Raw genomic sequence first — 21,542 nt, forward strand, 5'->3', positions numbered from 1 at the left:
AATGCGTATCTGGTCCAACCACTGAGGTTATTTTGCAACAACTGGCGGGCGAGCCCGCACGGCGCATCGCTCAATCAGGGTTGCGATCGAGGCGCATATAGCGGCCATCGGTCGATGCCTTGAAGCCCAGCTTCTCATAGACGCCATGCGCGTCGCTGGTCGACAGGCTCCAGTGCGAGACCGTGCTGAGCTCAGGGTGATCGATGAGCGCCCTCACCAGTTGCAAGCCAATGCCCCGGCCGCGCTGCTGCGGCCAGATGATGATGTCGGCGAGATAGGCAAACACCGTACGGTCGGTGATGGCCCGGCCAAAACCGACTTGATTCCCATCCAGATAGGCGCTGGCGCAAAGCGAGTTGGCAAAGGCGCGGCGATGAAACTCATCGCTGCGACCGTCGCCCCAATAGCTGGCCATCAACAGGTCGGAGGTCGCCCGGAAATCGATCCGTGACATGTCGAAGCTGATTTCACAGTCGGGCATGGTGCATCGCAAAGAATGGCGGGCGGCCGAATTCAGTCCGGCCGGTGATTTGGCTGCCCACGTGGCGCGTTTATGGCACCACGAGATAGGCCTTCTGGTCGGCGATCGCGATGGTCACGTCGGTGCCGGAATTGAACTCGACGAAATCGAGCTCCATCCCGTCGCTGAAGATGACGCCGCCCCTGCTCTGCCGCGAAGAAACCACCAGCGGCCGGTCGCGGGTGATGACGCCATGCACAAGCGACACGCCGGTCGTGTTGCTCGGAAACGGTTCGCGCACCGAAAAGAACAGCTGTTCGCCTTCGCGATCGTAGCCTTGCGGCGGCACGGTCGGCACGGAGTTGTCACCATAGGCCGCGGCCAGTCCCGCGGCGCCCGCCATCACCGAGCGCAGCCAGCCGGTGGAGCCGGCGCCCGTGGAGATGATAATGCCGCTCGACGACTGGCGCTCGGTCCTGCCGCCATAGGTCAACTCGTAGCGCGCCGAGACATGCGTCGAGGCGCCGACGTACAGATCGTTGAAGGCGATCAGCCGGCGTCCGTCATTGGAGCGCGCTTCGGCCATCACCACCGCCTGGCGCTTCGCCTTGCCGGCGATCGTCAGGCCGAGGACCTTTTCGGTATCGTCGGCATTCCACGGCAGCAACACGCCGTCGAAAAGCGCCGGGTTCGGGTTGATGCCGATCAGCGGCTGGTACGGGAGGTACTTCGCGGTGTTGGACACCAGCCCGTCCTGACCGAGCGCGATCACCGCGTCGGAGCCGAATTCGAACTGCGGTACCAGTTCGCGGTCGAGCCGCAACTGTTTGAGGCCTTGGGGAAGCGAACCCATCACCCGGTCGAGCGCCTGGTGATAGACGTCATGCGCCGCCTTGACCGGGTCGAAATTCATGCCGGCCTGCCGGAGATAAAAGCGCGCCTGTCCCTGCGTGTTGAAGCGCGTCGTCAGCTCCTCCAGCTCGGTCTTGCGGGTGACGACGATCACCCGGTCGATCGGCCTGCCGCTCTGGTCGCTTGCCACCCGTGCTTGCCTTTCAGGACCCGGCTTTCGGCGTGGAAAGCTGGCTGAGCGCGCTGGTGAGCATGTCAGGCGTGATCGACAGATTGCCGACCGAACCGCCCTTTTCCGCCCAGGCCTTGAAGGCCATCGCCGTCAGCACGTGGGCGGGCGCCGACGAATAGACGGTCAGTTCCAGCTGCTGCGCCTTGGCTTGCGCCTCGGCAAGCGTCAGCTTGTTGCGCGCTTCGGTGTCGACCAGCAGCTTGTTGCGTTCGGCAAGCTCGATTTCGGTCGCCAGTTCGCTCTGCTTGATCTCGCGCTCCTTCTCCACGCCCCAGGCACGGCGCCCATAGATCGCCGCATCGGCCTGGCGCTGCAGCGCCTCGCGATATTCGGTCTGGAGCGCCTTGCGGATCTCCGGCGTCGGCTGGACCGAGGTGATGTGGACCTCCTCGATCGACAGGCCGGCGGTTGCCGCAATCGGATCGTTGCGCAGGAGTTCGGCGAGATTGCCGCCGAGCTTGGTCACCTCGGCCAGCGCCTGTTCCAGCGTCATGCTCGAAACCACCGCGCGGGCGCGGCTCTGTATCGCAAGCACCAGGCGCTCGGCGATCTTCTCCCGGCCGTCGCCGACGACGTCGGCACGGCTGAGCTTGGCGCTGAAATCAAAACCTTCGGCTGCCTTGAGTGGATCGATGATGCGGTAGCTGACCGACCCCTGGATTGCCAGATCCTGGAAATTCGCCGTCGTCTCGGTGAAGATGAAAGGGTTGTCGAGCGACGTCACCGGCACCATGGCGATGGTGGTGCCGAACGTCCCGTACCAGAAGGAGATGCCGCGCCCCTGCTCACGGACCTTGCCGTTCTTGAAGCGCAGGATGTGATATTCAGGCGTTCCCTTGAAATAGCTGAAAAACATGAAAGCCCCAAGGTTCTCTAATTAAACGAAGTTCAGCCGCGATCCCTGAAACGGTTGGTGATGGGATAGCGGCGGTCGCGGCCAAAATTCTTCCGGGTGATCTTCACACCCGGCGCCGCTTGCCGGCGTTTGTACTCGGCAATGTAGAGCAAATGTTCGACGCGCGTCACCGTCGCCCGGTCGTGGCCGCGCGCGACGATGTCGTCGACGCCCATTTCGTTCTCGACCAGGCATTCCAGAATGTCGTCCAGCACCGGATAGGGCGGCAGCGAATCCTGGTCGGTCTGGTTCTCGCGCAATTCCGCCGACGGCGCCTTGTCGATGATATTCCTGGGGATCACCTCGCCTGAGGGACCGAGCGCGCCCGGCGGCACATGGCTGTTGCGCCAGCGCGACAGCGCATAGACCTGCATCTTGTAGAGGTCTTTTATCGGGTTGAAGCCGCCATTCATGTCGCCATAAAGCGTGGCGTAGCCCACCGACATCTCGCTCTTGTTGCCCGTGGTGACGACCATCGAGCCGAACTTGTTGGAAATCGCCATCAGGATCGTGCCGCGCGCGCGGCTCTGTAGATTCTCTTCGGTGATGCCTTCCTTGGTGCCTTCAAAAAGCTGCGCCAGCGTGTGTAGGAAACCCTCGACCGGTTCGAAGATCGGCACGATGTCATAGCGGCAGCCAAGCGCACGGGCGCAATCCTCGGCATCCTTCAGCGAATCCTCCGAGGTATAGCGGTAGGGCATCATCACCGCCCGCAGCCGCTCCTCGCCGAGCGCATCGACGGCCAATGCCGCGCAGATCGCCGAATCGATGCCGCCGGAGAGACCCAGCACGACGTTCTTGAAGCCGTTCTTGTTGACGTAGTCGCGCAGGCCCAGCATGCAGGCACGGTAGTCCGCCTCTTCGCGCTCGGGGATTTTCGACATCGGCCCTTCCGAGCAGACCCAGCCGCCAGAGTTATCTGCATTTTGCGCGCCTGCGGCGACACGGCTGCGCTTCCAGGTGGTGACATCGACAGTTTCCTCGAACTGGCTCATCTGGAAGGCGAGCGTCTTGTCGGCGCCGATGGCAAAAGAGGCGCCGTCGAAGATCAGCTCATCCTGGCCGCCAATCTGATTGGCATAGATCATCGGCAAACCGGTCTCGATGACCTGGCGGATAACGACCTGATGGCGCACGTCCATCTTGGCGCGGTAGTAGGGCGAGCCGTTCGGCACTAGCAGGATTTCCGCGCCGCTCTCGGCCAGGGTTTCACAGATGCCAACGTCGCCCCAGATGTCCTCGCAGATCGGAATTCCGATGCGCACACCACGGAAGTTGACGGGTCCCTGAGCCTCGGGCCCGGCCTGGAAGACGCGCTTCTCGTCGAACTCGCCATAGTTTGGCAAATCGAGCTTGTAGCGCTCGGCGAGGATCTTGCCGCCATCGGCGACGATGATCGAATTGTGGGTGCCGCTCTTGCGCTTCAGCGGCGTGCCGATGATGACGCCCGGCCCGCCATCGGAGGTATCCGCGGCGAAATCCTGAGCGGCCTTCTCGCAAACCTTGAGGAAGGCCGGCTTCAGCACCAGATCCTCCGGCGGATAACCGGCAAGGAAAAGCTCGGTGTAGAGCACGATGTCGGCGCCCTGGCGGGCGGCATCCGCCCTCGCCTCGCGCGCCTTGGCAAGATTGCCGGCGACATCGCCGACCGTCGGGTTGAGCTGGGCAACGGCGATGCGCAGAATATCGGGTGCGGTCTTCTGGGTCATCTGTGCGGTTTAGCGCGGCAAATTTGCCCGAGCAATGGCGTTCGTTTGGACCAATTCGGTGATCAGTCGTCGCCCATATATTCGCGCAGCGATTGCGGCGAATGGTTCTCTCCCATCGACATCGCCAGAATGCGCGAAATGTGCCGGCGCGGCAGGCCGGTTTCCTGCGCCCATTTGTTGATCTGCGCCTGAATCCTGTCGAGATCCCTCTTCGACGTCGGACTTTCCGCGATGTCGAGGCCGGCGTCACGCAAAGCCGCGACCATATCGGCCGAGATGACGAAGGCGTCCCATTGCAGCCAGCGCAGGAAATACTGGCCGGTGTTGCCGCCAAGCCGGCTGCCATGCTTGCCGAGATACGCCATCAGCCCGACCTGGTCGTCGTCAGGCCACTCCGCGAGGAATTTGCCGAAACCGCCATGTTCCTTCGACACACGCTCAACGAAGGCGGCGTTGTCGCGGACGGATTTGATCTTCTGCGGGTTGCGCACGATGCGTTGATCAGCCGTCAGGTCGTGCCAGAAGTCATCAGGTTGAAACAACAGCCGTTTCGGCTCGAAATGGAGAAACGCGTCCTCGAACCCGGGCCATTTCTGTTCGATAACGCGCCAGACGAAGCCGGCGGCAAATACCCGCTCGGCCATCGTCGACAGGATGCGATCGTCCGTAATGTCGGCAACAGCAGCATTGTCAGACGCCGGCCCGAGCAGCGACGTCAGCACCGCGTCGCCGCCTTTGCGTTTTGCAGCACGGGCGCGAATCTTCGCGAAATCGGGCATCCTGCATCCTCGCGCCGCGCTTTTGACGAAACGCCATCTTCCTATATGCAAACAAGGCTGCCAAGCCGACGCTTTTCCTATGGAGACATCCATGCACAAGACCGTGCCAGAACTTGCCAACCGCTGGTTGAGGCGAACGCCGGAGGGCCTCAGCGAGCTCGAGCGGCGGGTGTTGCAGAGCACTGTCGACCGCAAGCCCATCTCGCAGGATATCAACGACAGCCTCACCGGCCTTCAGGGCGCCGGCGACCGGATCGCCGATGCCATTGCCCGCATCGGCGGCTCGTGGACGTTCATCCTGTCCTTCATTGCTTTCCTGGTGCTGTGGATCGGCGCCAATTGGTGGCTGCTCGGGCGAGACTCGTTCGACCCCTACCCCTTCATCTTCCTCAACCTGGTGCTGTCGATGATCGCCGCCCTGCAGGCTCCGGTGATCATGATGTCGCAGAACCGACAGGCCGCGCGCGACCGCATCGACGCCGCGCATGACTATGAGGTCAACCTCAAGGCCGAGATCGAGATCATGGCTCTGCATGAAAAGCTGGACGAACTGCGCCACAGCCAGATCATCGGCGTGCGCGAGGACATCGCGCGCCTGGCCGAACAGGTGAACCGCATAGACGAAAAACTGTCGGGCCGGCAAACCTCTCAATGACCGGGATCGTCCATCACCTCATCGAGCAATATGGGTTGATCGCGGTTTTCCTGGGCTGTGTCGCCGAAGGCGAAAGTGCGGCCATCCTCGGCGGCTTCTTCGCCCATCAGCATGTCTTCATCCTCTGGAAGGCTTTCCTCACGGCCGCCATTGGCGCCTTCGTCGGCGACACGTTTTTCTTCATTCTCGGCCGCAGCTTTGCCGACCATCCCAGGGTGCTGAAACTGAAGGCGAGGCCCGGCTTCAACCACGCCTACCGTCTCGTCTCGTCCCATCCCAACATATTCGTCCTGTCCAACCGCTACATCTATGGCCTGCGCCTGGTCGGCGGCATCGCGGCCGGTTTCGCCAGCATTTCGGTAGCGCGCTTCGTTATCCTCAACGCGGTGTCGTCGCTGGTCTGGGCGGCTTTGTTCTGCGGCATCGGCTACGTCTTCGGCCTCGGCGCCGAGCAGATGATAGGCAAGGCACTGCTCCATCACGAACGGCTGCTGATCGCGCTTGCCATAGGTCTGGGTGTCGCCATCCTTGCCTGGCTCATCGCCCGCACCGTCGCCGGCAAGGAGCGCGCCAAGGACGCCCGCGACAGCGAAACCATATCGTAAGGTTCAGTCGTCGTCCTCGACCAGAGCCCGGTCGCCGCGATCGAGGATCAGCGGGATGATGAGATCTTCCTCGTCGGCCAGATGCCGCTTCAGCATGGCGATCAGCCGGCTGTTCTCGTCCGCATAGGCGTCGGCGGCGAAGCGTTGCCTGTCCTCGCTCTCCTCGAGCGTGCGGATGAAGGCGTTCGCCGTCTCGGCGTTGCGCTCCAACCCCTCATGAATGGTGTGATGGTCGGCATCGAGGATTTCGAAGCCGCGCTTCAGGCGCGGCTCCGCCTTGGCGAAAGCCGGGAAATATTGGTAGTCCTCGACATTGTGGTGGCCGTCGAGATTGCCGAGAAAGTGGTTCAGCCGCGGCGCGAACCAGCGCGCGAAATCCGGCGCCGTCAGCCTGCCTTCGCGATAGTCGCCAATGCCGTTGGTGAGCATGCCGCCCAGCTCTCGGAACATGTCGTGCCGCTGCAGCCACATGTTTGCCATGCCGTGGATGTTGGCGTGGCCCTGCCATGTCTCGCGCGGATATTTTTCCGCCAGCCAGCGCAGGTCTTCCGGCAGGCCGGCTCTTTCAAGCAGCAGAAAATTGGCTTCCACGACGTCAGTCTCCTTTGGTGACTAACATATGGGAGCGTTCAGATCAGATCGGTAGTCCCGTGATGCGCTCGATGAGGGCGATTCCCCAGACGCCGGCGACGATAACAACCGAAATCAGCACCGCCAGCGAGCCGCAGTCCTTGGCGAGCTGGATGTCGACGTTGAACTCGCGACTGAAGGCATCGCAGGCTGCCTCGATGCCGGTGTTCAGCACTTCGACCATGATGAGCAGCAGCACCGCGCCGATCAACAGCGCGTAGCCGCGCCACGAGACCGAGACGAACCAGCCGAGCGGCAGCGCCAGCACCAGCAGCATCAGTTCCTGCTGAAATGCCCTTTCGCTGGCGGCGAGCTTGCGAAAGGCTCGCACAGAATTGAAGTAAGCACCGATCAGCCGCTGCATGCCGCATCCCCTTCGAATCACCGGCAGGGGATATCGCAATGGCTGGATCAAGGGAATAAGGCAGCCGCCGCAAAATCACTCCTCCGCAACCTTGATCGTCGGCGTCGACTTCTCGAACTGCGGCAGTCCATCGTCGATCGTATAGTAATCGCCCTTGTCGCCGACAAAGATGTGGCATTGGCCTTCGAGCCCGGTCGGGTTGTCGAACGATCCGGCCAGAACTGAGACATACGCATTCTGACCCGGCTTCCAGAACAGCACCGAGCCGCAGATCTTGCAAAAGCCGCGCTTGGCAAAGGAAGACGATTCGTACCAGCTGATGTTGTCGGCGCCGGTTATCGTGATGTCGCCGTCGGCGACGTTGGTCGCGGCGTAAAAATGCCCGCTCTGCTTGCGGCACTGCGAACAGTGGCAATAAATGACGCCGCGCAACGGCCCTCGCGTCTGGAAACGCACGGCTCCACACAGGCAAGATCCGCTGTGGTTGTTGCTCATCCCTACCTCCACCAGCCATCGTCCACGGCTTCGCCGCTGGCCGAGAGGATTTCAGTTTTGCCGCAGCCGGGCACCGGCAAATGCGACATGGGGTGGGCGTGTTCGGACCTGACCTCAGGATCTTTGCAAACCATTTCTGCAGCCTGCGGTAGAACGGACGCGTTACCTGGCGGCACATTAAGGAAACTTTAGCGCCGGCGCATCTATGGTCGTTGCCAAGCGAATGTCGCGATTGGGGACGTGTCTTTCGCAGGATGATCCGAAATACGGCTGGCACTCTCCGGTCGGCGGCATCTCGCACGGTCTGCGATGGTTCCCAGAGGCAGAGTGAACAGAACATGCAGCCGGCAGCCGTCCAGACCGACCGAAACAGCGACATTGCAACAGCCGTTGTGGCGACCATGCGTCAGCTCGGCGTGCTTGGCCTGCCGCGCAATTACGAAATCTTCTACGAAGCACTGAAAGGCACCAATCGCGAACTCGGCCTGGCCGTCGTCGCGCTGGGCAACCAGCCGACGCAGGACGATCTCGACCGCATCGGCCGCGCTTTCTTTGCCCAGCATCACGGTCCCGGCATTGTCGAGCAGGCGCGCGACGTGCTGGCCAGGGAACTCGAGGACATCGCCTTGCTGCTGCGCAGCGAACGTAGCCATATCGAGAAATACGGCAAGATCCTCGATGAGACATCGAGTGGCCTCGCCAACCGCAGCCTGCTTTCGCAGGATCTGCTGCAGAAGGTCGCCAGCGCCATGGCGGCGGCCACCAACTCGACCCTCGACCACGGCAAGCAGGTTGCAACCACGCTGAGCGACAAGACGGCGGAACTGGAGAGCGTCAAGTCGAAGCTTGAGGAGTACAAGCGGCTCGCCGACACCGACCCCTTGACGCATATCTGGAACCGCCGCGCCTTCGACAAGCAAATCACGGCGATTTACACCTCCAACAAGGGGATCCTGTTCAACGCCCTGATCCTTGCCGACATCGACCATTTCAAGGGTGTCAACGATCGCTACGGCCACCCGGTCGGCGACAAGATCATCCAGATCGTCGCTGAAATCTTCCAGACCAGCATCCGTGAAGACATGTTCGTTGCCCGCACCGGCGGCGAGGAATTCGCGCTGATCGTCGAGGGCGCCAGCGAGGATACCACTTACGAGATCGCCGAACGCATCCGCGTGCTGATCGAACAGACGCCGTTCACCAGCAGCCAGACCGGCGCCAATTACGGCACGGTGACCGTTTCCATGGGCATCTGCATGGCTTCCGAAGCGGAAAGCCCGGAGGATCTTTACACCAAGGCGGACCGGGCGCTCTACCGCTCCAAGGTTGGCGGGCGCAACCGCGTCACCCGGCACTCGACAATGGCCGGCCGCACCGGCAAGAACTGGCTGCTCTACAAGAAAGACTGACGCTTCGGCGTGCAGCCAATTCCCGGGCACAGGCAAATTTATCGGATCCCGCCTCTTTCCATATGAATTTCCGTGGACTATATTTTCCATGGAAAGAGAGAGGCCATGTCTGTTACACCACCCAATGCTGCCGCCCCTGATCTGACCGCGAAGGCGGCCGAAAACGCGGTTCTGACCAAGGCCACGCTGCGTGCCGCCGAACTCCTGGATATAACCGCCAGGGTGCTTGCGTCGATCATCGGCGTCTCGGAAGCCACGGTTTCACGCATGCGCAGGCAGGAATTCCTGCTGGAGCGCGGCACCAAGCCGTTCGAACTCGCGGTGCTGTTCGTGCGGCTGTTCCGTTCGCTCGATGCCATTGTCGGCGGTGACGAGACGATAGCCCGGGCATGGCTGAAGAACGCCAACACGGCTTTCGATGGCAGCCCGCTTGAAAAGATCCTCACCATTACCGGGCTTGTCGATGTCATTGCCTATCTGGACTCCCGACGCGCTCTCGTCTGAAGCCGTCCGGCTCGACGGCAAATACTGGCGCATGGTCGAGGCGCAGCACCGCGTCTCGACGCTGAAGATCGTCGACACGCTGGACGAACAGGCGCTGCTCGAGGATCTGATCGAGGAGACCAAGCCGCAGATCCCCATGGAATGCCGGCATCTCCACTATCTCTTGGCGACGCCCTTCCGCTACGGCTCGATCTATCCCTACGGCTCGCGCTTCCGCCGCGCCGGCCGCACCCTGGGCGTCTACTATGCGGCGGAGACGATCATGACGGCGGTCGCCGAAATGGCCTTCTACCGCCTGCTGTTCTTCGCCGATTCGCCCGACACGCCATGGCCGCGCGACGCCGCCGAATACACCGCCTTCGCCGCCGCGATCCATACCGACAATGCCATCGACCTGACGCGGCCGCCGCTCGACCGCGATCGGGCCCATTGGACGCATCCGACCGACTATGCCGCCAGCCAGGCGATTGCCGATGTCGCGCGTGAGGCTGGGCTGGAGGCGATCCGTTACCGTTCGGCGCGCGACCCGAAGGGCGTCAATGTGGCGCTGCTGACATGCCGCGGCTTTACCAAGGCCAAGCCGCTGGAGCCGCACACATGGCGCATCCGGCTAGGCTCCCTCGGCGTCCAGGGGATCTGCGAATTTCCGGAAAGGCGCATCGAGTTTTCCAGAACCGCCTTCGCCAATGATCCCCGGCTCAACGGATTGCGCTGGGAACGCGGGCGTTGATCAAACGAAAAAGCGCCGGATTTCTCTGGCGCTTATCATTTCAATTCTGAAAACGGGTTCAGCCGTTAGCCACCTGCTTGTGCTGCACCGGATGGCTCTTCTTCAAGAGATCCGACACCAGGAACGCCAGCTCGATCGCCTGGTCGGCGTTGAGGCGCGGGTCGCAATGGGTGTGATAGCGGTCCTGCAGCTCCTCGGCGGTGATGGCGCGGGCGCCGCCGGTGCATTCGGTGACGTTCTTGCCGGTCATCTCGACATGGATGCCGCCGGGGTGCGTGCCTTCGGCGCGATGCACCTCGAAGAAGGTCTGCACTTCCTTGAGGATGCGGTCGAACGGCCGCGTCTTGTAGCCGGCAGCCTCGATCGTATTGCCGTGCATCGGGTCGGACGACCACACGACGCTGCGACCTTCCTTCTGCACCGCGCGCACCAGCTTCGGCAGATGGTCGGCGACCTTGTCGGAGCCGAAGCGGGCGATCAGCGTCAGCCGGCCCGGCTCGTTCTCCGGATTGAGCAGGTCGATGAGCTCCAGCAGGCCGTCAGTCGTCAGCGACGGGCCACATTTGAGGCCGAGCGGGTTCTTGATGCCGCGGCAATATTCGACATGCGCATGGTCGGGCTGTCGGGTGCGGTCGCCGATCCAGATCATGTGGCCCGACGTTGCGTACCAGTCGCCGGAGGTCGAATCGACGCGGGTCAGCGCCTCTTCATAGCCGAGCAGCAGCGCCTCGTGACTGGTGTAAAAGTCGGTCTCGCGCAGCGCGTAGTTGGTCTCCGAGGTGATGCCGACGGCCTTCATGAAGTCCATCGTCTCGGTGATGCGGTTGGCGAGCATGCCATACTTCTCGCCTTGCGGGCTGTCGGAGACGAAGCCCAGCATCCAGCGATGCACATTCTCCAGGCTGGCGTAGCCGCCTTGGGCGAAGGCACGCAGCAGGTTAAGCGTCGCCGCCGACTGGCGGTAGGCCATTTCCTGGCGGGCCGGGTCGGGAATACGCGACTTGGGGTCGAACTCGATGCCGTTGATGATGTCGCCACGGTAGCTTGGCAGCGTCACCTCGCCCTTGGTCTCATTGTCGGACGAGCGCGGCTTGGCGAACTGGCCGGCGACACGGCCGACCTTCACCACCGGCTGCGCGCCGGCAAAGGTCAGCACCACCGACATCTGCAGGAAGACGCGGAAGAAGTCGCGGATGTTGTCGGCGCCATGTTCGGCGAAACTCTCGGCGCAATCGCCGCCCTGCAGAAGGAATGCGTCGCCGGCAGCGACAGCCGCAAGCTGCTTCTTCAGCTTGCGCGCCTCACCGGCAAAAACCAGCGGCGGAAAGGTGGCGAGCTGGGCTTCCGTGTTCTTCAGCGCGGCGAGGTCCGGATAGGCAGGAACCTGCTTGATCGGCTTTGCTCTCCAAGAATTCGGCGACCATTTCGTCATCGCTGCACCCAAACGCTCTTTCCAGCAGGCTTTTGCCCGCCATTCCCGCCCCATATGGGGATGGCGGCTCCATACACGAAGCCGATTTTCTATTCTAGACCGGAATTCAAGCGCTGGCGAATGATGGGGAGCTCCATGCCGCGACCCACTTTGGCTTCTTATCTTCGCGACGGCTGTGCAATATCCCTTGGTGCCAGAATCGATCCTCACCGATGTAGTCGCGCCGGTCATCGTCCGCTGCGCAACAATTCTCCATGGAGTCCCTATGTCCGTGTCCGCCTACCTTGACCGCGTGCGCCGCGAGCAAGGCCTGTTTACGATCGAAGAGGTTGTTGGCCTGTCCGAGCGCGGCAACGTGATCTACGACCCCTACTCCACGCTGATTTCCGCAGGCGCCGTCATCGGGCGAGGCAACGTCTTCTTCCCCGGCGTCTACCTGTTCTGCACCGACGGTGGCGCGCTGGAGATCGGCGACGCCAACATTTTCCACGCCAACACACTGTTCGAAGCATCCGCCGGCGCAATCCGCGTCGGCTCACGCAACCAGTTTGGCGAAGGCGGTTTTACTGCAAAGGCCAACAGGCCGGGAGCCTCGATCGTGATCGGCGATCAAGGCCGCTATCTCAACGGCGCGGCGGTGTTCGGTGAGACGGTGCTCGGTTCGGGCAGCCAGCTTCTCGGCGCGATCACCGTCGACAGTTGCCGGCTGGAACCGGGCGGCAGTTTTCGTGAGTCCGACCCCGACCGCCGGGCCGGATTGCTGAAAGGCGCCGGCGCCGCGCGCGGCTTCACCGTGCCTGCCGGGCACGTCATCGTCGGCGCCGGCACGTTCTCGGCATCCGACCTGCAGTTGCAGTCGAATTTCCATCCGAAAGTCTAGGTGGCCACCAGCCGCGCCAACTGCGTCATGACGACAGCCGAGCCCGCCAGACGCTTCTCGGCTGTCGGCCAGTCGCGGATGAAGACCACGCTGTGGTCGGCCCTGATCTTGGCCAGCGAGCCCTGTTCGCCGATGTACTTGACCAGCCCGACCGGGTTGGAAAACTCGCGCTTGCGGAAATGGATGACGACGCCCTTGGGGCCGGCATCGAGTTTTTCGACATTGGCCCTGCGGCAGAGTGCCTTGATGAAGACGATCTTGAGCAGATGCTTCACTTCCTCCGGCAGCGGGCCGAAGCGGTCGATCAGCTCGGCGCCGAAAGCATCGATCTCCTCTGTGTTTTCGAGATCGCCAAGGCGGCGGTAGAGCGCCAGCCTGAGCTGAAGGTCCGGCACGTAGCTTTCCGGGATCATGACAGCCGTGCCGACAGCGATCTGCGGCGACCAGCCGCCGTCCTGGACCTCGCCGGAGTCCTTCACCTCGGCCACCGCCTCTTCCAGCATCTGCTGGTAGAGCTCGAAGCCGACCTCCTTGATGTGTCCGGATTGTTCTTCGCCGAGTAGATTGCCGGCGCCCCTGATGTCGAGGTCGTGGCTGGCGAGCTGGAACCCGGCGCCAAGCGTGTCCAGCGACTGCAGCACCTTCAGCCGGCGCTCGGCCGTGTCGGTGAGCTTGCGGTTGGCCGGCAGCGTGAACAACGCATATGCCCGCACCTTGGAACGGCCGACGCGGCCGCGCAGCTGGTAGAGCTGCGACAGGCCGAACATATCGGCGCGATGGATGATCAGCGTGTTGGCGGTCGGAATGTCGAGCCCGGATTCGACGATGGTGGTCGACAACAGCACGTCGTACTGGCCGTCATAGACGGCGTTCATGATGTCGTCGAGTTCGCCCGGCGGCATCTGGCCATGGGCCACCGCCACCTTCAGCTCGGGGACGGATTCGCGCAGGAAGTCATGGATTTCGGCGAGATCGCTGATGCGCGGAACGACATAGAAGGAATGGCCGCCGCGATAGCGTTCGCGCAGCAGCGTCTCGCGGATGACCAGCGGGTCGAAAGGCGAGATGAAGGTGCGCACCGCCATGCGGTCGATCGGCGGCGTGGCGATCAGCGACAGTTCGCGCACGCCGGTCAAGGCAAGCTGCAGCGTGCGCGGGATCGGCGTCGCCGACAGCGTCAGCACGTGGACGTCGGTTTTGAGGTCCTTCAGCCGTTCCTTGTGCTTGACGCCAAAATGCTGCTCCTCGTCGATGATCAGCAGGCCGAGATTCTTGAACGAGATCGCCGACCCGAGCAGTGCATGGGTGCCGATGACGATGTCGACCTGCCCCTCGGCGATGCCTTTCTTGGTTTCCGCCAGTTCCTTGGCGCCGACCAGCCGCGAGGCCTGGCTGACGCGGATCGGCAGGCCGGAGAAGCGCTGCGAAAAGGTCTTGAAATGCTGGCGCGACAACAGCGTCGTCGGCACCACGACCGCGACCTGGAACCCTTCCATCGCAGCGATGAAGGCGGCGCGCAACGCCACTTCGGTCTTGCCGAAGCCGACATCGCCGCAGATCAGCCGGTCCATCGGCTTGCCGGCGCCGAGATCGTCCACGACGGCATCGATCGCGCCCTGCTGGTCGTCGGTCTCCTCATAGGGAAAGCGCGCCGAGAATTCGCCGTAAAGCCCTTCCGCCGGCACCATGGGCGGCGCGGTACGCATCTGGCGCTCGGCGGCAATGCGGATCAGCTGTCCGGCCATGTCGAGCAGGCGCTTCTTCAGCCGCGCCTTGCGCGACTGCCAGGCGCCGCCGCCGAGCTTGTCCAGCGTCGCCTCGGCTGTGTCAGAGCCGTAGCGCGACAGAAGCTCGATGTTTTCCACCGGCAGGAACAGCCGGTCGTCGCCGGCATAGTGGATTTCCAGGCAGTCATGCGGCGCGCCGACCGCCTCGATGGTGCGCAGGCCGATGAAGCGGCCAATGCCGTGATCGGCGTGGACGACGATGTCGCCGGCCGACAGCGACGAGGCCTCGGCGATGAAATCCGACGCGCGCTTCTTGCGCTTCGAGCGGCGGATCAGCCGGTCGCCCAGAATGTCCTGCTCGGCGACGACAACCAGCTGTTCGGTCTCGAAGCCGGATTCCAGCGGCAGCACGGCGAGTGCCGCCTGCCCCGGCTCGAGCTTTTCCGCCTCGGCCAGCGTCGCCACCGGCACGAGATTGCCGAGATGGTGCTCGGCCAGGATCTGGCCAAGCCGGTCGAGCGAGCCTTCGGTCCAGCCGGCGACGATGACCCGGCGGCGCGCCGCGCGCTCGTCAGCGATGTGTTTTACGACGACATCGAAGACGTTGATGTTTGGGTCAGCCCGTTCCTCGGCAAAGCTGCGGCCATGGCGCGAGCCGCCATGGAAGACCTTCTTGGCCCCGACATCGGGCGCGTCGAAGGCGGTGAAGTCGATGGCTTCGCGCGGTCCGAGCGACGCTACGAGGTTTTCCGGTGAGAGATAGAGCAGGTCCGGCGCCACCGGCTTGTAGGGCACGGCGTCCTTCAAGGCGGCGTCGGCCTGTTTGCGGCGCGCTTCGTAGTGGTCGAGGATCAGCGTGTGACGCTCAGCCAGCGCTTCGTGCGCCAGATGGTCGAAGATGACAGGCGCATCCGGCAGATAATCAAACACTGTCTCCAGCCGCTCGTAGAACAGCGGCAGCCAGTGCTCCATGCCGGCAAAGCGCCGCCCTTCGCTCACCGCCGCATAAAGGCCGTCGTCGCGCTGCGGCGCGCCAAAGGCTTCGATATAGGAGCGGCGGAAGCGGCTGATGGTTTCGGGGGTCAGCGCCACTTCACTCATCGCCTGCAGCGCCATCGACTTGCGCTGGCCGGTGGTGCGCTGCGTGGCGGCGTCGAAGACGCGGATCGATTCCAGCGTGTCGCCGAAGAAATCGAGCCGCAGTGCTTCCGTCCAGCCGGGTGCGTAGAGGTCGAGGATGCCGCCGCGCACGGCGAATTCGCCGATACCGCGCACCGTCGGCACCCGCTCGAAGCCGGAAATCTCCAGCCGGGACACCAGCGCGTTCATGTCGATCTGGTTGCCGGGCTTTGCGTGGAAAGTCTGCGCTTCGACCAGATCGGCCGGCGGAATGCGCTGCAGCAGCGCATTGGCAGTGGTCAGGATGACGGCGCGATGCGGCTTTTTCGCCAGCGCGATCATCGCCGTCAGCGCGTCGAGCCGCTTGGCGGCGGCATCGGAGCCGGGAGAAACGCGGTCATAGGGCAGGCAATCCCAGGCCGGCAACTCCAACACCGGCAGGCCGGGGGCGGCAAAGGTCAGCGCCTCGATGATCGACGGCAGGCGCTGGCCGTCGCGCGCCACGAACAGCACCGGTTTGTCAGGCGCAATCTCATGGATCGCCTGCACCAGCGCAAAGGCTTCGTAGCCATCGGCAACGCCGTCGACGATGAACTGGCCGGCACGGCCTTTCGGCAGACCGATTCTGGGAATGAGGCTCATGGTTGCACGTTTAAAATGTCATGGTCCGGCGCGATGCCAGGATCTTTTGCAGGACGGCACAGTCGATATTCCTGGGAACCGGGCGTTCGCCGGTGACCATGGGCAGGAATTCGGTGTCGGGGATGTCGAGGAGCCTTTCATATTGGTCGATTTCATCGCCGGTCAAGGCGCCGATCTCGTTGTCGGCAAACGTACCGAGGATAAGGTCCATCTCGCGCATCCCGCGATGCCAGGAGCGGAACAACAGCTTGCGGCGCCTGATATCCAGCCCCTCGCTCGATCGTTTCGTCCCGGTCATCGTGCCGCATCCTTGCTTGGTGCGGCGCATATAGCGTGGATAGAGGGCGGTGTCAGCCTTGCAACGCACGGGTGGGCGGCTAAACATCCCGGGTGTGAAGAACACTCCTGACAACGCTGGTGCCGGACACCGCCCGCACTTCACCCTCCCCCTTGTGGGGAGGGTCGGCGAGCACGCTTCGCAAAGCGAAGCGGGTGAGACGGGGTGGGGGTGCGGCGCTGACCTACCGACTTCCTCGAAAGTTAGCCGCGCACCTACCCCCATCCCGCTCCGCTTCGCGGATCGACCCTCCCCACAGGGGGGAGAGTGAAGCCATGCGCCCCTCCCTCCTCGACCCTCTCTTCGTCCCGATCACTTCGCTTGCCGGCGTCGGCCCCAAGGTTGGCGCTCTGATTGAGAAGGTGGTGGCGGCCGATCTCGGCGAACGGCCGGCGCGCGCGGGCGACCTGTTGTTCGTTCTGCCGCACACCGTCATAGACCGCCGCAATCGTCCCGGCATCGCGCTTGCGCCGGCCGGCGCCATCGTCACGCTCGACGTGCGCATCGACCGCCACCAGCCGCCGCCGCGCGGCAACCGGTCGGTGCCTTACCGCGTCTATGCCCATGACGACACCGGCGAGATCGGCCTGATCTTCTTCCACGCCCATGCCGCCTATCTCGAAAAGGCGATGCCGGTGGGCGAGCATGTCGTCGTCTCCGGCCGCATGGAGTGGTTCAACGGCCGCCCGACCATGGTCCATCCCGACCATATCGCCCTGGTGAGCGAGGCGGAAACACTGCCGCTGGTCGAACCGGTCTATCCGCTGACCGCCGGCCTGTCGGGCAAGGTGCTGCGCCGCGCCATCGGCCAGGCGCTCGGCCGGCTGCCGGAATTGCCGGAATGGCAGGACGGCGCCTTCATGCGCAAGCAGACTTTCCCCGCCTTCGCCGACGCGCTCGCCCGCATCCACTATCCCGCGGACCCGATCGATGTCGCCATCGAGGGGGTGGCATGGCGCCGCCTTGCCTATGACGAGCTTCTCGCCGGCCAGGTCTCGCTGGCATTGGTGCGGGCAAAAGTGCGCCGCCTGTCGGGCCGGCCGCTCATCGGCGACGGTCGCATCGTCGAGAAACTGCGCAGATCGGAAGAGCGTCGTGTAGGGANTGCAAGGCGATGTCGGCTCCGGCAAGACGGTGGTGGCGCTGCTGGCCATGGGGCGCGCAGTCGAGGCCGGCGGCCAGGCGGCCTTGATGGCGCCGACCGAAATCCTGGCGCGCCAGCATCTGGCGACGATCACGCCTTTGGCCGAACAGGCCGGCCTGCGCGTCGCTATCCTGACCGGCCGCGAAAAGGGCCGCGAACGCACTGAAACGCTATCAGGTCTCGCCAGCGGCGAGATCGACATCGTCGTCGGCACCCATGCGCTGTTCCAGGAAACGGTGGCCTATCACGACCTCGTCTTTGCCGTGGTCGACGAGCAACACCGCTTCGGCGTCCACCAGCGGCTTGCCATCACCGCCAAGGGCGACGCCCCCGACATGCTGGTGATGACGGCGACGCCGATCCCGCGCACTCTGGTGCTGACCGCCTTCGGCGACATGGACGTCTCCAAGCTGACGGAAAAACCGATCGGCCGCCAGCCGATCCGCACCGTCACGCTGCCGCTGGAACGGCTGGACGAACTGGTCGGTCGCATGCTGGACGCGGTTGCCGACGGCCAGAAGATCTACTGGATCTGCCCGCTGGTCGAGGAATCCGAAGAGATCAAGTTGATGTCGGCCGAGGACCGTTTTGCCTCGCTGCAGCCCTTGTTCGGCGATCGCATCGGCCTCGTCCACGGCCGCATGAAGGGCGCCGAAAAGGACGAGGCGATGCGCGCGTTCAAGGCCGGCGAAACCCGCATCCTGATCGCCACCACCGTCATCGAGGTCGGCGTCGACGTGCCGGACGCCACCATCATGGTCATCGAGCATGCCGAACGTTTTGGCCTGGCGCAACTGCACCAGTTGCGCGGCCGCGTCGGCCGCGGCGACAAGCCTTCTTCCTGCGTGCTGCTCTACAAGGACCCGCTCGGCGAAACGGCCAAGCGCCGGCTGTCGGTGATGCGCGAGACCGAGGACGGGTTCCTGATCGCCGAAGAGGATCTGAAGCTGCGCGGCGAAGGCGAATTGCTCGGCACCCGCCAGTCCGGCACGCCGGGCTTCCAGGTGGCGCGCATCGAGGTGCACGCCGACTTGCTCGAAGCAGCCCGCGACGATGCAAGGCTGATCCTGTCGCGTGATCCGGAACTACAGTCTGAGCGCGGCGAGGCGCTGCGGCTGCTGCTCTATTTGTTCGGCCGCGACGAGGCCGTGCGGCTCTTGCGTGCCGGCTGAGCCAAAGCGCCAAGCGGCGGGTTGGCGAGATCTCCGTCGATCGGCTGGCCGTTCATAGTCACCATTTTCGGCTTGACTTCGGGCGCCACCAGCCCGGCCGAGACGATCAGCCTGGCGCCGTCCTCGATCGTCATGTCGAGCAGCACGATGTCGGATTTCGGCACGTACATCAGGAAACCGGTGGTAGGGTTCGGCGTGCACGGCATGAACACGGCGATCATCGGGTCGCCTGCATGGTCGAGCTTCTGGTTGATCTCGGTTTCCTTTTCACTGGCGACGAACACCAGCGACCAGACGCCTTTTCGCGGATATTCGACCAGCCCGACCTGGCGGAACATATCGCCCTTGTTCGACAGCACCGTCTGGAATATCTGCTTCAGCGAACCGTAGATGCCGCGCACCAGCGGCATACGGCCAAGCAGCCGTTCGCCGAAATTGACGATCGCGCGGCCGACGATGTTGGCGGTCATGAAGCCGATCAGCGTGATCAGCACGAGCGCCACGATCAGGCCGAAGCCGGGCACCGGAAACGGCAAATAGGTGTCGGGGCTGTAGCGCGCCGGAATGTACGGCTTCACCCAGGAATCGACCCAGCCGACGAACGACCAGGCGATATAGGCGGTGATCGCCAGCGGCGCGCAGACGATAAAGCCTGTGAGGAAATAGTTCCTCAGCCGGGTCATGCCGGAAGTTCTGGGAGCATCGGACATGGTTCACCGGGGACGCGGGTTGCAGGGCCACACTAGTGAAGCGAACGGCGCTTTGGAACCGCGAAGTTTTTAAGACCGCCGATGAGCGCCGACTACTCCACGGTCACCGATTTCGCTAGATTGCGCGGCTGGTCGACGTCGGTGCCCATGAAGACGGCGGCGTAGTAGGCCAGCATCTGGATCGGCAGCGCGTAGATGATCGGCGAGATGATTTCCGGCACGTCTGGCAGGATGATCGTCTCCATCGTCTTGACGCTGACCTGCGCCGCGCCCTTGGCGTCGGTGATCAGGATGATCTTGCCGCCGCGCGCCGCCACTTCCTGCATGTTCGACACCGTCTTTTCGAAGATGCGGTCATGCGGCGCGATGACGATGACCGGCATGTTCTCGTCGATCAGCGCGATCGGCCCGTGTTTCAGTTCGCCCGCGGCATAGCCCTCGGCATGGATGTAGGAGATTTCCTTGAGTTTCAGCGCGCCTTCCATGGCCAGCGGGAAATTGGTGTCGCGGCCGAGATAGAGCACGTCCTTGTAGCGCGAGATTTCGCGCGCGATGCGCTCGATCTGCTCCTCGAGCTTGAGCACCTGGTTGGCATAGCGCGGCGCTTCCGAAAGCGCGCGCACCAGCGTCTTTTCCTCGTCCTTCGAGATCGTCCCGCGCGCCACGGCGGCGCGCACCGCAAGCGACGCCAGAACCGAAAGCTGGCAGGTGAAAGCCTTGGTCGAGGCGACGCCGATTTCCGGCCCGGCCAGCGTCGGCAGCACCACGTCGGATTCGCGCGCCATGGTCGATTCGCGCACATTGACGATGGCGCCGATCTTCATGCCGGCCTTGCGGCAATAGCGCAGCGAGGCCAGCGTGTCGGCGGTTTCGCCCGACTGCGAGATGAAGAAGGCGGCATCATCAGCCGATAACGGCATTTCGCGATAGCGGAATTCCGAGGCGACATCGATGTCGACCGGCAGCCGCGCATAGCGCTCGAACCAGTATTTGCTGATCAGGCCGGCCAGATAGGCGGTGCCGCAGGCCGAGATCGCCAGCCGGCCGATCTTGGCGAAGTCGAACGGCAGTTCCAGCGGCTTCGACACGCCGGAGACGAAATCGACATAGTGCGCCAGCGTATGCGAAATCACTTCGGGCTGTTCATGGATTTCCTTTTCCATGAAATGGCGGCGGTTGCCCTTGTCGACCATGAAGCTGGTCGACAGTGATTGCTGGCGCTTGCGGGCAACCTCTTTGCCGTCGATGTCGAAGATGGTGACGCCATCGCGGCGCACCACCGCCCAGTCGCCGTCTTCAAGGTAGGTGATGGAATTGGTGAAGGGCGCCAGCGCGATGGCGTCGGAGCCCAGAAACATCTCGCCATCGCCATGGCCGACGGCCAGCGGCGGGCCATTGCGGGCGCCGACGATGAGGTCCTCGTCGCCGGTGAACATGATGGCCAGAGCAAAGGCGCCTTCCAGCCGCTTCAGCGCCTGATGCGCCGCCTCGATCGGCTTCAACCCCTTGGCGAGTTCGCGCGCCACCAGATGTGCTACGACCTCGGTGTCGGTCTGCGACGAGAAGGAATAGCCGTCGCGGATCAGCTCATCGCGCAACTCGGCGAAATTCTCGATGATGCCGTTGTGAACGATGGCGACGCCGTTGGAAAAATGCGGATGGGCGTTGGTCTCGTTGGGCACGCCATGGGTCGCCCATCGCGTGTGGCCGATGCCGATGGTGCCGTCGAGCGGTTCTTCCTTCAGCCGGCGTTCGAGGTTGATGAGCTTGCCTTCGGCGCGGCGGCGGCCGAGCGCACCTTTCTCGACGGTGGCGACTCCGGCGGAGTCATAGCCACGATATTCAAGCCGCTTCAAAGCATCGACAATGAGCGGCGCGACTTGGCTCTGGCCGACAATTCCGACGATACCGCACATGCGCCTGCCCCCGATTCACCTGGAAAACCAGTCCCGATGGAAAACCAGCGCTATCTAGGGATTGCCGGCCCGCCGCGAAAGTCACTTTGCGTTTCGTCTGCTGTAACGGAACGCTTCTCAACCCGATGCACCATGACACACCGC

The 21,542-nt window shown here is 63.3% G+C and carries 19 protein-coding genes; 6 read left to right on the top strand and 13 right to left on the bottom strand.

Features of this window, described 5'->3' with window-relative positions; genetic code table 11:
* Positions 1 to 70 precede the first annotated feature (70 nt).
* The 5 genes from X727_RS159145 to X727_RS159125 all read right to left on the bottom strand — a co-directional run bounded on the left by X727_RS159145 (position 71) and on the right by X727_RS159125 (position 4,927).
* The gene (locus tag X727_RS159145) at positions 71 to 481 is read right to left on the bottom strand and encodes a GNAT family N-acetyltransferase (protein WP_023735336.1); all 411 of its coding nucleotides are present in this window, start codon (positions 479 to 481) and stop codon (positions 71 to 73) included.
* Positions 482 to 551: 70 nt separating this feature from the next.
* Positions 552 to 1,502: an NAD(+)/NADH kinase gene (locus X727_RS159140; RefSeq protein ID WP_050588495.1), complete on the bottom strand. Its 951-nt coding sequence runs from the start codon at positions 1,500 to 1,502 to the stop codon at positions 552 to 554.
* A 13-nt stretch (positions 1,503 to 1,515) separates the two neighbouring features.
* Positions 1,516 to 2,400, bottom strand: a complete 885-nt coding sequence (locus X727_RS159135; protein WP_023667548.1) for an SPFH domain-containing protein — start codon at positions 2,398 to 2,400, stop codon at positions 1,516 to 1,518.
* A 32-nt stretch (positions 2,401 to 2,432) separates the two neighbouring features.
* Positions 2,433 to 4,148, bottom strand: a complete 1,716-nt coding sequence (locus X727_RS159130) for an NAD+ synthase (protein ID WP_023667549.1) — start codon at positions 4,146 to 4,148, stop codon at positions 2,433 to 2,435.
* A 62-nt stretch (positions 4,149 to 4,210) separates the two neighbouring features.
* A complete protein-coding gene (locus X727_RS159125) occupies positions 4,211 to 4,927 on the bottom strand; it encodes a DNA-3-methyladenine glycosylase I (protein WP_023667550.1) in 717 nt (238 codons plus the stop codon).
* A gap of 91 nt (positions 4,928 to 5,018) precedes the next feature.
* Between X727_RS159125 and X727_RS159120 the strand changes: the two genes are divergently transcribed.
* Both X727_RS159120 and X727_RS159115 read left to right on the top strand, forming a co-directional pair.
* On the top strand, positions 5,019 to 5,582 hold the full coding sequence (locus X727_RS159120) for a DUF1003 domain-containing protein (RefSeq protein ID WP_023833732.1): 564 nt from the start codon (positions 5,019 to 5,021) through the stop codon (positions 5,580 to 5,582).
* Positions 5,579 to 6,187 carry a DedA family protein gene (locus tag X727_RS159115; protein ID WP_023815371.1) on the top strand — a complete coding sequence of 203 codons (609 nt, stop codon included), beginning with the start codon at positions 5,579 to 5,581 and terminating at the stop codon, positions 6,185 to 6,187. Before X727_RS159120 ends, X727_RS159115 begins: the two co-directional genes overlap by 4 nt.
* A 3-nt stretch (positions 6,188 to 6,190) precedes the next feature.
* Here the strand turns inward: X727_RS159115 and X727_RS159110 are convergent, their stop codons facing one another.
* The 3 genes from X727_RS159110 to X727_RS159100 form a co-directional block, all read right to left on the bottom strand.
* Entirely contained in the window at positions 6,191 to 6,778 is a 588-nt protein-coding gene (locus X727_RS159110; RefSeq protein ID WP_023667553.1) for a hemerythrin domain-containing protein, read from the bottom strand.
* Between the two features lie 43 nt (positions 6,779 to 6,821).
* Positions 6,822 to 7,181 (bottom strand): diacylglycerol kinase, encoded by a 360-nt coding sequence (locus X727_RS159105; RefSeq protein ID WP_023667554.1) that lies wholly within the window; start codon positions 7,179 to 7,181, stop codon positions 6,822 to 6,824.
* 75 nt (positions 7,182 to 7,256) lie between these two features.
* Complete coding sequence (locus X727_RS159100; protein ID WP_023725736.1) at positions 7,257 to 7,676, bottom strand: GFA family protein; 420 nt, start codon at positions 7,674 to 7,676, stop codon at positions 7,257 to 7,259.
* Between the two features lie 338 nt (positions 7,677 to 8,014).
* On the opposite strand from X727_RS159100, the gene X727_RS159095 reads away from it, so the two are divergent.
* The 3 genes from X727_RS159095 to X727_RS159085 all read left to right on the top strand — a co-directional run bounded on the left by X727_RS159095 (position 8,015) and on the right by X727_RS159085 (position 10,319).
* Positions 8,015 to 9,085 (top strand): GGDEF domain-containing protein, encoded by a 1,071-nt coding sequence (locus X727_RS159095; RefSeq protein WP_023681555.1) that lies wholly within the window; start codon positions 8,015 to 8,017, stop codon positions 9,083 to 9,085.
* Positions 9,086 to 9,190: 105 nt separating this feature from the next.
* The gene (locus X727_RS159090; protein ID WP_023701176.1) at positions 9,191 to 9,589 is read left to right on the top strand and encodes an MbcA/ParS/Xre antitoxin family protein; all 399 of its coding nucleotides are present in this window, start codon (positions 9,191 to 9,193) and stop codon (positions 9,587 to 9,589) included.
* Positions 9,549 to 10,319: an RES family NAD+ phosphorylase gene (locus X727_RS159085; RefSeq protein WP_023744821.1), complete on the top strand. Its 771-nt coding sequence runs from the start codon at positions 9,549 to 9,551 to the stop codon at positions 10,317 to 10,319. The genes X727_RS159090 and X727_RS159085 overlap by 41 nt, the downstream gene beginning before the upstream one ends.
* Before the next feature lie 58 nt (positions 10,320 to 10,377).
* Here X727_RS159085 and X727_RS159080 read toward each other — a convergent pair whose 3' ends face one another.
* Complete coding sequence (locus X727_RS159080; RefSeq protein ID WP_023688326.1) at positions 10,378 to 11,751, bottom strand: 3-deoxy-7-phosphoheptulonate synthase class II; 1,374 nt, start codon at positions 11,749 to 11,751, stop codon at positions 10,378 to 10,380.
* Between the two features lie 265 nt (positions 11,752 to 12,016).
* Here X727_RS159080 and X727_RS159075 point away from each other — a divergent pair, with 265 nt between their 5' ends.
* Positions 12,017 to 12,631: a hypothetical protein gene (locus X727_RS159075; protein ID WP_023691173.1), complete on the top strand. Its 615-nt coding sequence runs from the start codon at positions 12,017 to 12,019 to the stop codon at positions 12,629 to 12,631.
* On the opposite strand, the gene mfd is transcribed toward X727_RS159075, so the two are convergent.
* From mfd to glmS, 4 genes are all read right to left on the bottom strand, one after another.
* Entirely contained in the window at positions 12,628 to 16,119 is a 3,492-nt protein-coding gene (gene mfd / locus X727_RS159070) for a transcription-repair coupling factor (protein ID WP_023833733.1), read from the bottom strand. The two genes, X727_RS159075 and mfd, sit on opposite strands and share 4 nt — an antisense overlap.
* Positions 16,120 to 16,129: 10 nt before the next feature.
* Positions 16,130 to 16,417: a succinate dehydrogenase assembly factor 2 gene (locus tag X727_RS159065; protein ID WP_023681561.1), complete on the bottom strand. Its 288-nt coding sequence runs from the start codon at positions 16,415 to 16,417 to the stop codon at positions 16,130 to 16,132.
* A 2,306-nt stretch (positions 16,418 to 18,723) separates the two neighbouring features.
* Positions 18,724 to 19,482 (bottom strand): DUF502 domain-containing protein, encoded by a 759-nt coding sequence (locus tag X727_RS159060; protein WP_027050381.1) that lies wholly within the window; start codon positions 19,480 to 19,482, stop codon positions 18,724 to 18,726.
* A gap of 92 nt (positions 19,483 to 19,574) precedes the next feature.
* Complete coding sequence (gene glmS / locus X727_RS159055) at positions 19,575 to 21,398, bottom strand: glutamine--fructose-6-phosphate transaminase (isomerizing) (protein WP_023748541.1); 1,824 nt, start codon at positions 21,396 to 21,398, stop codon at positions 19,575 to 19,577.
* Positions 21,399 to 21,542: the final 144 nt, after the last annotated feature.

Source organism: Mesorhizobium sp. L103C105A0 (assembly GCF_000502215.1).
Taxonomy (GTDB): domain Bacteria; phylum Pseudomonadota; class Alphaproteobacteria; order Rhizobiales; family Rhizobiaceae; genus Mesorhizobium.

Excerpts from the sequence above, each read along its gene's own strand:
- X727_RS159100 (WP_023725736.1), bottom strand. The coding sequence starts at position 7,676 with ATGAGCAACAACCACAGCGGATCTTGCCTGTGTGGAGCCGTGCGTTTC.
- glmS (WP_023748541.1), bottom strand. The coding sequence starts at position 21,398 with ATGTGCGGTATCGTCGGAATTGTCGGCCAGAGCCAAGTCGCGCCGCTC.
- X727_RS159125 (WP_023667550.1), bottom strand. The coding sequence starts at position 4,927 with ATGCCCGATTTCGCGAAGATTCGCGCCCGTGCTGCAAAACGCAAAGGC.
- X727_RS159080 (WP_023688326.1), bottom strand. The coding sequence starts at position 11,751 with ATGACGAAATGGTCGCCGAATTCTTGGAGAGCAAAGCCGATCAAGCAG.
- X727_RS159090 (WP_023701176.1), top strand. The coding sequence starts at position 9,191 with ATGTCTGTTACACCACCCAATGCTGCCGCCCCTGATCTGACCGCGAAG.
- X727_RS159145 (WP_023735336.1), bottom strand. The coding sequence starts at position 481 with ATGCCCGACTGTGAAATCAGCTTCGACATGTCACGGATCGATTTCCGG.
- X727_RS159120 (WP_023833732.1), top strand. The coding sequence starts at position 5,019 with ATGCACAAGACCGTGCCAGAACTTGCCAACCGCTGGTTGAGGCGAACG.
- X727_RS159130 (WP_023667549.1), bottom strand. The coding sequence starts at position 4,148 with ATGACCCAGAAGACCGCACCCGATATTCTGCGCATCGCCGTTGCCCAG.
- X727_RS159085 (WP_023744821.1), top strand. The coding sequence starts at position 9,549 with ATGTCATTGCCTATCTGGACTCCCGACGCGCTCTCGTCTGAAGCCGTC.
- X727_RS159060 (WP_027050381.1), bottom strand. The coding sequence starts at position 19,482 with ATGTCCGATGCTCCCAGAACTTCCGGCATGACCCGGCTGAGGAACTAT.
- X727_RS159095 (WP_023681555.1), top strand. The coding sequence starts at position 8,015 with ATGCAGCCGGCAGCCGTCCAGACCGACCGAAACAGCGACATTGCAACA.
- X727_RS159105 (WP_023667554.1), bottom strand. The coding sequence starts at position 7,181 with ATGCAGCGGCTGATCGGTGCTTACTTCAATTCTGTGCGAGCCTTTCGC.
- X727_RS159065 (WP_023681561.1), bottom strand. The coding sequence starts at position 16,417 with ATGACCGGGACGAAACGATCGAGCGAGGGGCTGGATATCAGGCGCCGC.
- mfd (WP_023833733.1), bottom strand. The coding sequence starts at position 16,119 with ATGAGCCTCATTCCCAGAATCGGTCTGCCGAAAGGCCGTGCCGGCCAG.
- X727_RS159115 (WP_023815371.1), top strand. The coding sequence starts at position 5,579 with ATGACCGGGATCGTCCATCACCTCATCGAGCAATATGGGTTGATCGCG.
- X727_RS159135 (WP_023667548.1), bottom strand. The coding sequence starts at position 2,400 with ATGTTTTTCAGCTATTTCAAGGGAACGCCTGAATATCACATCCTGCGC.
- X727_RS159075 (WP_023691173.1), top strand. The coding sequence starts at position 12,017 with ATGTCCGTGTCCGCCTACCTTGACCGCGTGCGCCGCGAGCAAGGCCTG.